The sequence below is a fragment of the Candidatus Pantoea multigeneris genome, assembly GCF_011752615.1.
In the GTDB taxonomy this organism is placed as follows: domain Bacteria; phylum Pseudomonadota; class Gammaproteobacteria; order Enterobacterales; family Enterobacteriaceae; genus Pantoea; species Pantoea multigeneris.
The window spans coordinates 16,388-30,298 of record NZ_VWXF01000001.1 but is presented as its reverse complement, the minus strand read 5'-3'; the positions used below and the strand labels follow the sequence as shown (position 1 = coordinate 30,298).

The window sequence follows — 13,911 nt, the reverse complement described above, 5'->3', positions numbered from 1 at the left end:
GTTTAGCGCAGAAAAGGATTCGCCCCGTGCGTAAAAAATACGCACGGGGAAACAATAAAAACAACGTTCAATACTGGAAAAATATCATGCGTGTCAGACGTTACTGTCTGCCTTTTGCATTTAGCCTGCTGCTTCCCTGGGCGGCTTCAGCGACGGCTGAAACCAACACCGGAAACAGTGAACTGATTGCTCAGGGCAAATACCTTGCGATTGCTGCGGACTGCGGGGCGTGCCACAACACACCAGGCGGTCCAGCCATGGGTGGGGGCTATGCCATAGCCTCTCCGTTGGGCAACATCATTGCCAGCAACATCACGCCGTCAAAAATAGCCGGCATCGGCGATTACAGCGAGGCTGATTTTGCGCGCGCTGTGCGCCAGGGAATTAACAAACAGGGCCAGCACCTCTACCCGGCAATGCCGTACACCTCCTATGGCAAAATCACCGACGGCGATATCCACGCACTCTACGTTTACTTCATGCAGGGCGTAAAAGCGGACGACACACCAGCGGCGGCGACGTCACTGCCGTTCCCGTTTAACCTGCGTGCCAGCATGGCGCTGTGGAACCTGCTGTTTGCCGATGATAAGCCTTTTACTCCGCGTAAAGATGTCAGTTCTGAGGTGAATCGTGGGGATTACCTCGTCAACGCGCTAGCCCACTGTGATACCTGCCACACCCCACGTAACAGCCTGATGGGCCAGGACAACAGCAAAGCGCTCTCCGGCGGCAGTCTCGGAAGCTGGTATGCGCCTAACATCACCCCTGATGCTACCTCGGGTATCGGTAACTGGTCCGATGCCGATCTGGCGCGCTACCTGCAAACCGGGCATGTGCCGGGCAAAGCGCAGGCGGCGGGGCCAATGGCGGAGGCGGTTGAACACAGCCTGCAATACCTCAGCAAAGAAGATATCAACGCGATGGTCGCTTACCTGCGACAGGTGCCTGCCGTCAGCCAGGGTGAACACATCGCGCGTGATAGCTGGGGGCAACCGTCCACTGATGAAGCAAGACTGCGCGGTGCATCTCAGGTGGATGCCGGTTGGAAAGTCTTTAGTGGCACCTGTGCCAATTGCCACCAGCCTGACGGTCAGGGGACCGCATTGTATCCTTCGCTGTTCCACAATAGCGCCACGGGTGCGCCTCAGGCGGACAACCTGATTGCCACCATTGTCTTTGGTGTTCACCGGACGGTGCAGGGCGAGCCCATCGACATGCCTGCGTTTGGACCGAGTGGGTTCTATACCGATCGCCTCAGCGATCGGCAAATTGCAGACGTCAGCAACTATGTCCTGAAAAACTACGGTAATCCCGCCGTTAAAGTCACGGCGCAACAGGTCGAGACGATTCGTAACGGCGGTGAAACCCCGCTGCTGGCAAAACTGGCCCGGCCACAGGTGTGGGGCAGCGTACTGGTGGTGGTATTGGGTCTGATCTTTGTGGCGCTACGCCGTAGGGGGAAAAAAGATGGCAACGCATAATCAACTTTCGCTCTCCCGCCGTCGTCTGTTGCAGGGCATGGGAATTCTCTCCCTTGGCGCGCTGTGTGATTCGCTGTTTCCCCAACGTCGCGCGATGGCGGCAGAACTTGAAGAGAGTGGTTTTATCACCGTCTCCAGCCTGCTCGTCAGCCAGCCGGTGAGTCCACTGCTGGCGCAACGCTACTATGATGCGTTACAACGTCACAATAATCAGTTCTCTACCCAGCTAGCGGCATTACAAAACTATCTTAAACAACATGCGTTTGCCCATGTGGATGACTTTATCGCGGCAACCGATAAAGCCAGCCCGCAGTTTCAGACTGCCAGCACCATTATTGCCGCCTGGTACACCGGGTTGGTGGGTGATGGCGCGAAGATGGAATTGATCGCCTATGCCGAAGCACTGATGTACCGCCCAACGCGCGGCATTTTAGTGATTCCAACTTACGGCGGTGGGCCGTTGTTCTGGTTAAACAACCCGGCTACGCACAACCAGACAACCTTGTCCTCAGGAGCACAGGCATGAGTGAGCAACAATATGACGCTGATGTGATTATCATCGGTTCAGGTGTGATGGGTGGCGTGATTGCCACACAACTGGCAAAAGCGGGAAAATCGGTGATCATTCTTGAGGCCGGGCCTCGGGTAACGCGGGCAGAAATTCTGGAACGCTACCGTAGCTCCCCGTTCAAAATGTCATTGACCAACATGAAATTACAGGGCGTGGGTTCCCCTTATCCCGATCTGCCGCACGTGCCCTCCACCTACGGTGACTATTTACAGCAGAGCGGGCCGGTAAAATACCCGACCAAATACCTGCGCGTGGTGGGCGGCACCACCTGGCACTTTGGTTCGGCGCTGTGGCGCATGATCCCGAATGATTTCAAGCTGCAAAGCCTGTATGGACGCGGGCGCGACTGGCCGTTTGGCTATGACGAGCTGGAACCCTGGTACGGCAAAGCGGAGCATGAACTGGGCGTGTCGGGCGTTGACGGGCAGGATGAGAGCGGGCAAGGGGGCAAGGCGTGGCCGCCACGATCCACGCCGTTCCCGATGCCAGGCCTACCCACCAGCTATCTGTTTGAACGCCTGACGGAAAAGCTGTTAAAGGGCGGCTATAACCCGGTGCTGGAGCCGAATGGACGTGCCACGCGCCCTTATGGTCGCCGTCCGGTGTGTGCCGGGAATAACAACTGTAACCCGGTCTGCCCGATTGCCGCGAAATACGACGGATCGCAGCATATTGATGAAGCGGAGCGGTTGGGTGTGAAACTGCTGGATAACTCAGTGGTGTACCGCATTGAAGCGGACGACAGCGGGGCAATCAGCAGCATCTGGTATCGTAAACCGGATGGCAGCAATCATCAGCTCAAGGCGAAAACCTTTGTGCTGGCGGCCTACGGCATTGAATCACCGAAACTGCTGCTGATGTCCACTTCCGAAAAATATCCCAACGGCATTGCCAATAGCTCGGATCAGGTGGGACGCAATCTGATGGGGCACACCGGTATCAGCATGAATTTCATGATGAATGAAGATGTCTGGCCGGGGGAAGGCCCCACCGAACTGCTGGTGTATCTGAACAACCGTGACGGCGAGTTCCGCAAGCGCTTTCCTAGCTACAAGATCAAAGTGCGTAATACCGTGCCGACAGCGGATTACACCGCCTCGCTGATTGCGAAAGGGGTGCTGGGCACGGAACTGGATCGTCAGATCCGTTTGCTGTCTGCCCGTTCGTTAAACTTCGCCATTGATTTTGAAACGCTGCCGCTGCCGGAAAACCGCGTAGTGCCAAGCAAAACCAAAACCGATGCGATTGGCATTCCGGTACCGGACATTTACTACAGCGTGAACGATTACTGGGAAGCGGGCAAAGATGAAGGGGTGAAGGATTTCCACCAGTTTGCTGAACTGCTGGGTGGCGAGATCCTGAAGATCGACACCAAATATCAGGATCGTCAGCACATTATGGGCACGACGATCATGGGAGACGATCCCCGCACCTCGGTGGTGAATGCGGACTGCCGCACGCACGACCATCCTAATCTGTTTATTGCGGGCACCAGCGTGATGCCTTCATCGTCCTGCATGAATCCGACGCTGACCGGTGCGGCGCTGAGTCTGCGGCTGGCGCACCATCTGCTGACGCAGGTGCTGGTCTGACACACTCCCGCCTGGCCTCGTTGCCAGGCGGACTTTTACACCGGTAAAGATTAAGGATAGATACCCCGTTCCTTGCGGGCGATCAGGATGCGCTCACAACCCACGGCGTAGGCGGCGGTACGCAGCGTTACATCTAACAGCTGGGCTTTTTGCCACACGGCTTCAAACGCCTGCGACATGATCAGATCCAGCCGTGAATTGATCTCATCTTCTCCCCAGAAGTAGCTGGAGAAGTCCTGCACCCACTCAAAATAACTGACCGTTACGCCCCCGGCGTTGCACAACACATCCGGCACGATGGTGATACCGCGCTGATGCAAAATATCATCGGCGGCGGGCAGCGTTGGGCCATTGGCCCCTTCCAGAATCAGTTTGCAGCGCAGCTGACGAGCACGATCTTCCGTGATTTGTCCCTCTAGCGCGGCGGGGATCAGGATATCGAAGTCTTTCAGCCAGAAGTCATCACTGGCGATAACGCTGGCACCGGGGAATCCGGCAATTTCGCCGTGCTTTTGCTGCCAGTGTTGTAACGCCGCAATATCAATGCCGTCGTTGTTCCACAGCGTGGTGCTGTGATCCTGCACCGCGACAATATGGGCACCGGCCTGCTGGAACAGTGAAACCGCTACGCTGCCCACATTACCGAAGCCCTGGACTGCAACGCGACTGTGCTCAATGGCTAAGCCGATATTCTGTGCGGCCGCGCGGCCGGTAACGAACACACCGCGCCCGGTTGCCGTCACGCGGCCCAGAGAACCGCCGAGGTGTACCGGTTTTCCGGTGACAACGCCGGTGCTGGTCGCGCCCGCGTTCATTGACCAGGTGTCCATGATCCACGCCATCACTTGCGCATTAGTGCCAACATCCGGTGCAGGGATATCGCGCTGCGGTCCAATAATATTGCCAATCTCGCTGGTGTAACGCCGCGTCAGGCGCTCCAGCTCTTTGGTGGAAAGCTCACGGGGATCGACGCGAATCCCGCCTTTGGCCCCACCAAACGGCAGGTTAATCACCGCACACTTCACCGTCATCCAGGCGGAAAGGGCCATCACCTCTTCGAGATTAACATCCGGGTGATAGCGAATCCCGCCTTTACCCGGCCCGCGTGACAGGTTGTGTTGCACGCGGAAACCTTCAAAGTGACGCACGGTGCCATCGTCCATCTCCAGCGGGATATCAACAATAAACGCGCGCTTGGGATGACGAAGCGTATCTGCCCAGCGGGAGAGTTCACCGATGTAGGGCAACACGCGTTCAACCTGGGCAAGATAGGTGGCCCAGGGGGAGTTTTTATCTTCTGAAACGTAGGAGAGAGATTTGCTCATGATGTTATGTTCCACAGACAGAGAAAGAGGAAATCGCCTACCGGGCATGGGGTGAAGTCAAACAGGCTGTCAGCTCAGCAGGTCGAGTGGGCTGCCGGTGCGGCAGCCCACGTTGATCACGCCTGGCTTGGCTTATCCCACAGGTTTAACTGCTGGCCGATACCGCGTTCGCGCGCGGTCTGCATCAGCTCATAGCCCCAGCTGATGTCAAACACGGACATGCCACAAGCGATGAAAATCACGCGCTCTGCTTTGTTAACACGGCCAGGTTTTGCATCGTTAACTACGTCGCCCAGACCGGTGGATTCAGTCAGTGCCGGCAGTTTGCCTGCATCGATCAGACGGTAGAATGGGCCGCCAATGACGCCGTTGTAGTAGGCTTCTTTATCGCCAGAGCCAATCGCATCTTCCACATAGGCTTCGTGCAGGGCGGTGTGGTCATAGACGATTTTGGCGCTGGTCAGGAACGACTCTTCGGTATTCACCGGGCCGGAAACCAGAATGGTGGCACCGGTTTTGATCCACTCATCTTTAAAGTGCAGAGGCTTGAGGCGCGAGGCTGCAACGGTGATCACGTCCGCATCACGGAAGCCAAATTCGGCTTCGTTTACGCCAACGGCTTCAATCTGGTAGGTTTCGCTGGCCCACTGCGCGAATTCATCGGCTTTTTCCTGGAACAGGTCAAAGCACACCACTTTGGTGACGGATTTCAACTGAGTCATGATGGCAACAAAGCAGGCTTTGTTGATTGGGCCACAGCCCACCACGGACACCGTTTTCGCATCTGCGTTGGCCAGATGTTTCGCCGCGACACCCGGTACGGCACCGGTACGTGCAGCGCTCAACAGGTTGGCAGACATCAGCGCCAGTGGGGCACCGGTGTCTTTATCATTCAACATCATGGTCAGGATAGAGCGCGGCAGGCCTTTTTCGGCATTCGCATGGTTAGAGCCATACCATTTATTGCCGCACACGTCGAAACGGCCACCTAAATAACCCGGCATTGCCGCGAAACGGCGATCCGGACCGGCAACCGGCATATTCGGGAACGGAGAGGTTTTAGGGAAAACGATATTCATGCCGTGGCTGTTGTGATTAGCCCCGCCCATTAAATAGTCCCCTTTGCCTAATAAGCTAAAGGTTTCTTCGCAAACATTAACACAACGTGCCGCGTCCAGAACGCCAGCTTCAATCATGTCCGGTTCTGACAGGTAAATAAAATCAATTTTTGGATACATGTTATTAACCTTAAAGTTAAGTTATCGGGTCTGCGTGAATAAATTCAGCGTCAGAAACGGACTAAAGGAGAAATATCGTATAAACGACAGTGTTCACTGGCGGCATTGGCGCGCATCAGGAAATTCAATTTTTCAATACGTTCACCCGAACGCGGCGCACCGTTTTTCTGCAACGGCACCTGCAGGCCAACGGAGAAGTCCATTACCACATCATCGACTACGCCGCCGGAACGTCCTGAAGGGACGGCAATCAGGCCTTTGTCGGCCGCAAAGTGGTACGCGTCCATCGCTTCACTGATGGTGCCCACCTGATTTGGCTTCAGGATAAAACCGTCAACGGCTTTTTCTTCGTAGGCGCGCTGCAAGAAACTGAGCTTGGTCACGGTAAGGTCATCGCCCAGAATCAAGGTACGCGGGATCTCACGCACCGCCTTCTGATAACCTTCCCAGTCATTCTCATCCAGCAGATCTTCAATAAAGACAAAATTGAATTTCTCACTTAACTCGCGGGCATAGGCAATCAGCCGATCGCTGGTCACGCGTTCACCCTTAAGCAAATAGGTTTTGCTGTCGGCATCGTAGAATTCGCTGGAGGCGCAATCGAGGGCAAAGGCGATTCGCCCGGTATACCCACACTGATCAATCGCTTCCTGCATCAGATACAGCACCACTTCAGGATCGTCCGAAGGGGCGGCATAGCCATATGAACTGGCCACCTGAGGTTTGCTGGAGAGATAACGCGTCAGTACGTCATTCAGTTTCTGGAATACGGTGACCGCCATTTCAATCGCTTCATCGATGCTGTCGGTCACGTAGGGCACAATCAGAAACTCATTAAATGTCTGGCTGAACAGCTCGTAGCGGCCACCGTTGATCACATTAAAGCAAGGGACGGGAACCGTTTTAATCTCACCACCGGCAATATAGTTATACAGCGGGATGCGGCGAGCATCAGCCGCAGCACGGAAGGCCGCAATCGACACCGAGTAAATGGCGTTGCCACCGAGTTTTTGCTTATTTTCCGTGCCATCCAGCGCAATCATGGTGTCGTCAATGGCGCGCTGGTCGAAGATATTCATGCCGATCAGGGCGGGGGCAATAATCTGCTCCACATTCTGCACTGCCTTATGCACGCTCAGGCCGTTGTAGGTGCTTTTATCGCCATCACGCAGCACCCAGGCTTCATACATGCCCACCGAGGTCCCGGTTGGCGCGGCACCACGTCCGATAGCGCCACTTTCAGTACGTACCACCACTTCCACCGCAGGGCGACATTTACAGTCGATAATCTGCTGGGCTTCAACCGCAATAATCTTATCGTTCACGTTATTTCCCTTCTTTCAGTGCAGGCACATAGACAATGTTCAGGTCGCACAGGTTTGTCCCGGTGTTGCCGGTAAACACGGTTGAGCCAATCGCGTCCAGCGCTTCGAAGCAGCTGTGTTCACGCAGAGACTGATAGAGATTGATCCCTTTGGCCTGCGCGGCTTTCAGGCTCTCTGAGTCCGTAATCCCGCCAGCCACCTGTGCGGTGCCGTCGGTGCCTTCACTGTCAATGGAGAGCAGGCACGCACCTGGGGTTTTGGCAGCGGCAATCGCAAAGCTCACCGCCATCTCCTGGCCGGGGCCGCCGTGGCCTTTGATCAGTTTGCTATCGAGAATTTGGGTTGTGACTTCGCCTGAGCTAAGCAGCACGCAGGGGGCCTGAACCGGGTTGCCGTAGGTCTGAATTTCCCGCACCAGTGAGGCCATGAAGGTTCCCGCGTCGCGGCTTTCACCCTCCAGGAAGGAGGTGAGAATCACCGCCGGTAAACCCATCTCGGCACAGACTTCTTTGGCATAAATGCAGGAGTCCGGCAGGGTGTTAAGCAGGAAATAGGTGTTGTCCGGGAACGCTTTTGGCGTCTCCTGTTCCGGGCCGGCGTTGGTCAAATAGTCAACAATGCTTTTGGGCAGGCGATCGGCCAGATCGAAGTTGGCGATGGTGGCACGCGCATCGTCCAGCGTGGTGGCATCCGGGCCGATTGGGGTGCTTTTGTAGGCGGTGTACGGTTCACCAATATCACCGGTAGCGGGTGTACCCACCGCATCGCTGATACCAATGCCGATTAATTCTGCGCCCACATCCTGAATACGTTTAGCTAACATGCCACCGTTTAACGCGGAAATATGGCGGCGAATGGCGTTAATTTCATAAATACCCGCGCCCGACTTCAGTAATACATCGGTGGCGTCAATCTCATCCTGTAAAGTAATGCCGTCTACCGGACAAGACATTAATGCTGAACTGCCGCCACTGATCACCACAATAAAAAGATCTTCCGGGCCAGACTGTTCAACCAGTTGAATAATCTCTTTCGATGCCTGATAACCCACTTCATTAGGCAATGGATGGCCGCCAACAAAGACATCGGTTTTATTAAACCGGTCTGTCTCTTCGTGAATTTTTACAATTGCAATGCCGCGGGTCAGACGGTCACCTAATACATGGTCCACCGCCATTGCCATATGGTTACAGGCTTTGCCAGCACCAAACAGGTAAATATTTTTCTTACGGCGTAAATCCCATGAACGGCTACCAATATGTAAAACATCACCGTCGAGATGCATGATGCTTTTAATACGATGGTAGCTATCGAGGCGCTGCAAGGTTTTATCAGCGATTTCGAGTACGGTTTCTCTGGAAGCAAAATTTCCGTTGGTAAGAATCTGGTCTGCATTACGGATTTTTTTCATCTTAATGGCCTGTCGGTTCAGTTAACGCGAATGTTGATTGCTGCCGAAAGCGCTTTTCCAGTCGATAACCTGATCGCGGCGCTCAATAGGGGATCACTCTAGGGTACTCACTAACAATGTGTCAATCGATTGTCAGACAATTAACATCGTTAAATTTTTTTTACTTTTTAATCAGTAAGTTATTCATTCGCTACTTGAGGTGTTACCGCCAGCGAGCGCGATCGCTGGCGGTAAGGCACGTCAGGGCCGTGCTATGCGCGGTCCGACATAAGGGCCGCAGCGTTCAATCGCAATCTGAACGGTTTCATGGTGATCGCGTTCCCACCAGTCCAGTTCAGAAAATATCTCCAGCTCAAACGGGCCGTCATAACCAATCTCATCCAGCCAGCCACGGATCTGGGCAAAATTCACCACACCATCTCCCACCATGCCGCGATCGCGTAGGTTGCGCGTCGGCACCAGCCAGTCGCAGTAATGGAAGGTGACAATGCGATCTTTCCCGGCGCGTTTTAGCTGCTGCTCAAAGTTGGGGTCCCACCAACAGTGGTAAACATCGGCGACTAAACCCGAGGCCTTATCCCCCAGCTCATCAATCAGGTCGTTGGCGTGAGTAATCAGATTCAGCGCACTGCGATCGCCACAGTACATGGGGTGCAGGGGTTCCAGCCCGAGCTTGACCCCGGCCGCAGTCGCGTAGGGGGCCAGCTCTTCCAGTGCATCATGAATGCGGCGATGCTGAGCGTAGAGATCTTTATCACTGCCTACGCCGCCCACCACCATGACCACGCAAGGCGCGCCAATGGCCGCCGCCTGATCGATAATGCGACGGTTTTCATCCAGCGCCTGACGATAGCCCGCTGCGTCAGTTTGATTGACCCATGCGCTGGTGCACAGTGATGCCACCCACATATCGGCGGCATGTAAATGCTTCACCGCCGCTTTGACACCATAATCATCAAGGTATTGTCGCCACACGGCAATCCCGTGCACGCCCTGACGGGCATAACCCTCAATCGCTTCCGCCAGCGTCCATTTTGGCGTGGTGATTTGGTTAATCGCAAACCGGCTCAAATCAAACTGACTCATGCTTATGCTCCTGTGCTACGACGCTGGGAGGTTGCGGAAGTATCAATCGTGACGCCATCAGCGGCGAACACCACGCCATGATGCGCGCTGGCAAACTCGGCAGAAATTTTGCCGTTGCTCAGATCATCGCGAATCAGCTCCAGTGAGCGTTTCAGCGGGTCGCCGTAGCCACCGCCGCCTGCCTGCTCGTGGCGAACCACCACGTTGCGGCCGATAGTGCGGGTGATCTTGGCGGGCAGCACGGTGTTTTCTCCCTCAGGATCGAGGATGTTCACGCAAGGCGCCGCCGGTTTACCGCCAAACAGTCCGTAGGGCGCGTGGGCATGGCGGTCAGCACGGATCTGCAATACCGCTTCTTCTGCCAGCAGGCGATACTGACGAATCAGGCCCAGGCCGCCACGGAACTCACCGGCACCACAGGAATCCGGACGCAGGCTGTACTCATCCATCATCATTGGGTAGCGTAATTCCAGGGTTTCCACCGGCAGGTTAGACATGTTCTGTGAGGGGTTAGTCACGCCTTCGACGCCATCTTTGTTCCAGCGACCACCCCAGGCGCCGTTGATCATATCCACCAGTACAAACGGTTCACGGGTGGTTTTATCCCAGCCGCCGAATGCCAGGACGGTGTTACCGCCTTCGCCTGCCGCCATGACTTTTTTCGGTGCCAGCTGTGACAGTGCGCCCAGCACGGTATCCACCACGCGATAACCGGTGAGTGCGCGTGCCGCAACTGCCGCAGGCATAACCGGGTTGAGGATCGAGCCCTCTGGCGCGCTGATAGTAATACAGCGGTAGACGCCGGCGTTGTTCGGCACTTCTTCATCCAGCGCACAGCGCACCGAAAGATAGGTCGCGGATTTCACGAAGGAGAGGGTGGAGTTGATCGCCCCTTTAACCTGCGGTGAAGAACCGGCGAAGTCGACAAACAGGTGATCGCCTTTTACCGTTAACTTGACGCGGATTGGAATGGCATCGGTAGTGAAACCATCACCATCAATGAAATCTTCAAAGTGGTAGTCGCCATCTGGCCATGCTTTGATCGCCGCCCGCGTCAGCTGCTCGCCGTAGTCGATCAGCGCATCGAAGTAACCGTCCAGCTCATCGGCACCATAGTTCTCAATCAGACGCAGCAACTCACGCTCACCGAGGTTACAGGTGGCGAACTGCGCTTCCAGGTCACCCACCACCAGCTCTGGCAGACGCACGTTTTTGGTGATGATGCGCATCAGGGTGTCGTTCAGAACCCCTTTGGTGTAGAGCTTCATCGGGGAAATACGCAGGCCTTCCTGGAAGATCTCCGTCGAATCCGCGGCGTTGGAGCCCGGTACCCGGCCACCCACATCACAGTGGTGCGCAATCACCACGGAATAGCCACGCAGGCTGTCTTGGTAGAAGATAGGGCGGATCATGAAGATATCCGGCAGGTGCATGCCGCCTTCATACGGGTCGTTGAAGATGATGACATCGCCCGGCGCTAAATCTTCGGAATAGTGGTTGATGATCACGTCCATCGCGTCCGGTACTGCACCAAGGTGCAGCGCAACGGTTTTCGCCTGGGAGAGAATGCGCCCCTGTTTGTCACACAGGGTCACGGAGTAATCCAGTACATCGCGCACAATCGGTGAACGTGCGGTACGCATGACGGCAAACGCCATGTCATCAACGATGTTATCCAGTGCGTTTTTAATAACGGCAAAGGTAATCGGATCGTGATTTTTCTGAGCCATGAGTCTTATCCTTACAAAGTCTTAAGCGAGAGTGGCGACGACGTTGCCGAAGGCATCGAGATCGGCCTGGGCGCGCGGTGGGATCACGATAGTGGTGTCTGGGCTCTGAATAATCAGCGGGCCCGCTACGCCACCCTGGAATGTGCTGCGCTCATAAATCGGGGTATCGAGCCACTGGTCATCGCGCGAGAAGTAGATCTTGCGCGTTGCCGGTTGCGCATCGGAAGGCTCTGGGCGCTGCGCCACGAACTGCAAACGGTTACCGCTGTTACCGCTGGCGTTCAGACGAATGTTGACGATTTCAACGCTGTCTTCTGAGGCGTAGCCATAAATGCCTTTATAGGCGTCACGGAACGCCGCGCGCAGAGATTCGCGGTGTGCTTCAGTCACGTTTTCTGGCAGGGCAATAGGCAGTTCGAAGTCCTGGCCTTTAAAACGCAAATCCGCTTCAAAGTTGAAATCTACCTGGCCTTCCTGATAACCCTCTTCCGCCAGCAGAGAAACCGCTTCACTGCGCATTTCAGTGAGCAGTGTATTGACCTGTTCTACCGGCAACTGGTCGAGGAAACCGTTCAGTGGGCGCAGGAAGTAACGTTCTACTTTGGCGGCCAACATCCCGGTTGCGGTGAAGACACCCGGTGATTTCGGGAAGATCACGCGGCGAATACCCAGCGTACGCGCCAGGTCACAGGCGTGTACCGGACCGGAACCCCCAAAGGCCAGCAGGGTGAAGTTACGTGGATCAACACCGCGCTCAACGGTAACGGCTTTGATGGTACGCGCCATATTGATGTTGGCGACTTCACGAATACCGAATGCCGCATCTTCAATGCTGAGTTTGAGCGGATCGGCCAGGTCACGTTTAATCACTGCACGCGCACCAGCAACATCCAGATCCATGGTACCGCCCGCGAGGGAAGCAGGCAGGAAGCCCAACACCACGTTGGCGTCCGTGACGGTAGGGGAGTTACCGCCAATGCCGTAGCACACCGGACCCGGATCGGCACCGGCAGACAGCGGGCCGACGTGCATCAGGCCACCTTCATCAATACGCGCGATGGAACCCGCGCCGCTACCCACTTCGGCAACGTCAACGGTAGGAACACGCATCAGATACCCGCCCGCTTTAATGAAGCGGCTTGGGGTAGAGATCCCCGCACGGAACTCGTACTCATTCGCACGTGCCAGCTCACCTTTATAGATCAGTGACGCGGAAGCGGTGGTGCCGCCCATGTCGAATACCACCAGATCTTTTTCACCCATGGCTTCGCCAAGGCGACCGGCACCGACCACGCCCGCTGAACGTCCTGATGAAATAAAGAATACAGGCTTCTCCTGGGCCATTTCGGCACTGGACAGACCGCCGTTGGAGTTACTGATCAGCAGCGGCGCAGCGACGCCGATCTCTTTCAGACCACTCTCCAGACGAGCGAAGTAGGCCCGTAATGACGGCAGCACGTAGGCGTTAACCGCCGTGGTAGAGGTGCGCTCGTATTCACGAATTTCCGGCAACACGGAAACCGATGCGGTGACGTAGAGGTGCGGGAAATGTTTGTGCATCAATTCCAGCGCGCGCTGTTCGTTTTCCGGGTTGCGGTAAGAGTTCAGGAAGCAGATTGCCACTGACTCCACGCCTTCGCGGGTGAAGAACTCACCAATTTGAATGATCTCTTTTTCATCCAGCGGCTTGAGGATGCGGCCATCGGCGGTTGAACGCTCATCCACTTCCAGGCGATAGCGGCGTGAAATAAGCGGAACCGCTTTTTCCCAGCTCAGGTCGAACATGGTTGGCGTACGCACACGGCCAATTTCCAGCACATCACGGAAACCTTTGGTGGTGATCAGACCGGTTTTAGCGCCCACTTTCTGCAACAGGGTATTCGAACCCACGGTGGTCCCGTGCACCACTTCGGTGACTTTGCTGACATCGAGACCGGCCGTATCGGTGATGCGTTTAATCCCGGTCAGCACCGCCTGCTCAGGTTTAGCCGGGGTTGAGGGGACTTTGGTAAAGAAGGTTTCACCGTTGTCGCCAAACAGAACCAGGTCCGTGAAGGTCCCGCCGATGTCCACGCCGATGCGTGCTGTATTCATTTGTTGCCTCCTGCGCCATAGCGCGAACTCGAAAAAAAGGTATGACTATCCCGTGCCA

The 13,911-nt window shown here is 55.6% G+C and carries 10 protein-coding genes; 3 read left to right on the top strand and 7 right to left on the bottom strand.

Going from position 1 to position 13,911, the window contains the following annotated elements:
* Window positions 1-86 precede the first annotated feature (86 nt).
* Genes F3J40_RS00110 through F3J40_RS00100 form a run of 3 tightly spaced genes read left to right on the top strand, consistent with a single transcriptional unit; the run spans window position 87 to window position 3,644 of the window.
* On the top strand, window positions 87-1,481 hold the full coding sequence (locus F3J40_RS00110; protein ID WP_167011813.1) for a c-type cytochrome: 1,395 nt from the start codon (window positions 87-89) through the stop codon (window positions 1,479-1,481).
* Window positions 1,468-2,007 carry a sugar dehydrogenase complex small subunit gene (locus tag F3J40_RS00105; RefSeq protein WP_167011811.1) on the top strand — a complete coding sequence of 180 codons (540 nt, stop codon included), beginning with the start codon at window positions 1,468-1,470 and terminating at the stop codon, window positions 2,005-2,007. Before F3J40_RS00110 ends, F3J40_RS00105 begins: the two co-directional genes overlap by 14 nt.
* Window positions 2,004-3,644: a GMC family oxidoreductase gene (locus tag F3J40_RS00100; RefSeq protein ID WP_167011809.1), complete on the top strand. Its 1,641-nt coding sequence runs from the start codon at window positions 2,004-2,006 to the stop codon at window positions 3,642-3,644. The genes F3J40_RS00105 and F3J40_RS00100 overlap by 4 nt, the downstream gene beginning before the upstream one ends.
* Window positions 3,645-3,694: 50 nt before the next feature.
* Here F3J40_RS00100 and F3J40_RS00095 read toward each other — a convergent pair whose 3' ends face one another.
* From F3J40_RS00095 to F3J40_RS00065, 7 genes are all read right to left on the bottom strand, one after another.
* Window positions 3,695-4,969, bottom strand: a complete 1,275-nt coding sequence (locus F3J40_RS00095) for a Glu/Leu/Phe/Val family dehydrogenase (RefSeq protein WP_167011807.1) — start codon at window positions 4,967-4,969, stop codon at window positions 3,695-3,697.
* A gap of 116 nt (window positions 4,970-5,085) precedes the next feature.
* Window positions 5,086-6,207, bottom strand: coding sequence for a tyramine oxidase subunit B (locus F3J40_RS00090; RefSeq protein WP_167011805.1), 1,122 nt, complete (start codon window positions 6,205-6,207; stop codon window positions 5,086-5,088).
* A gap of 50 nt (window positions 6,208-6,257) precedes the next feature.
* On the bottom strand, window positions 6,258-7,532 hold the full coding sequence (eno, locus tag F3J40_RS24770; RefSeq protein WP_167011803.1) for a phosphopyruvate hydratase: 1,275 nt from the start codon (window positions 7,530-7,532) through the stop codon (window positions 6,258-6,260).
* A gap of 1 nt (window position 7,533) precedes the next feature.
* The gene (locus F3J40_RS00080) at window positions 7,534-8,943 is read right to left on the bottom strand and encodes a glycerate kinase type-2 family protein (RefSeq protein WP_017348930.1); all 1,410 of its coding nucleotides are present in this window, start codon (window positions 8,941-8,943) and stop codon (window positions 7,534-7,536) included.
* 240 nt (window positions 8,944-9,183) lie between these two features.
* A complete protein-coding gene (locus tag F3J40_RS00075; RefSeq protein ID WP_167011801.1) occupies window positions 9,184-10,029 on the bottom strand; it encodes a sugar phosphate isomerase/epimerase family protein in 846 nt (281 codons plus the stop codon).
* A 2-nt stretch (window positions 10,030-10,031) separates the two neighbouring features.
* Window positions 10,032-11,759: a hydantoinase B/oxoprolinase family protein gene (locus F3J40_RS00070; protein ID WP_167011799.1), complete on the bottom strand. Its 1,728-nt coding sequence runs from the start codon at window positions 11,757-11,759 to the stop codon at window positions 10,032-10,034.
* A gap of 21 nt (window positions 11,760-11,780) precedes the next feature.
* Window positions 11,781-13,853: a hydantoinase/oxoprolinase family protein gene (locus F3J40_RS00065; protein ID WP_167011797.1), complete on the bottom strand. Its 2,073-nt coding sequence runs from the start codon at window positions 13,851-13,853 to the stop codon at window positions 11,781-11,783.
* Between the last annotated feature and the right edge of the window lie 58 nt (window positions 13,854-13,911).

What these genes read in the sequence shown, in the direction of transcription:
- F3J40_RS00110 (WP_167011813.1), top strand. Translation starts at nt 87, where the DNA reads ATGCGTGTCAGACGTTACTGTCTGCCTTTTGCATTTAGCCTGCTGCTT.
- F3J40_RS00105 (WP_167011811.1), top strand. Translation starts at nt 1,468, where the DNA reads ATGGCAACGCATAATCAACTTTCGCTCTCCCGCCGTCGTCTGTTGCAG.
- F3J40_RS00100 (WP_167011809.1), top strand. Translation starts at nt 2,004, where the DNA reads ATGAGTGAGCAACAATATGACGCTGATGTGATTATCATCGGTTCAGGT.
- F3J40_RS00095 (WP_167011807.1), bottom strand. Translation starts at nt 4,969, where the DNA reads ATGAGCAAATCTCTCTCCTACGTTTCAGAAGATAAAAACTCCCCCTGG.
- F3J40_RS00090 (WP_167011805.1), bottom strand. Translation starts at nt 6,207, where the DNA reads ATGTATCCAAAAATTGATTTTATTTACCTGTCAGAACCGGACATGATT.
- F3J40_RS00080 (WP_017348930.1), bottom strand. Translation starts at nt 8,943, where the DNA reads ATGAAAAAAATCCGTAATGCAGACCAGATTCTTACCAACGGAAATTTT.
- F3J40_RS00075 (WP_167011801.1), bottom strand. Translation starts at nt 10,029, where the DNA reads ATGAGTCAGTTTGATTTGAGCCGGTTTGCGATTAACCAAATCACCACG.
- F3J40_RS00070 (WP_167011799.1), bottom strand. Translation starts at nt 11,759, where the DNA reads ATGGCTCAGAAAAATCACGATCCGATTACCTTTGCCGTTATTAAAAAC.
- F3J40_RS00065 (WP_167011797.1), bottom strand. Translation starts at nt 13,853, where the DNA reads ATGAATACAGCACGCATCGGCGTGGACATCGGCGGGACCTTCACGGAC.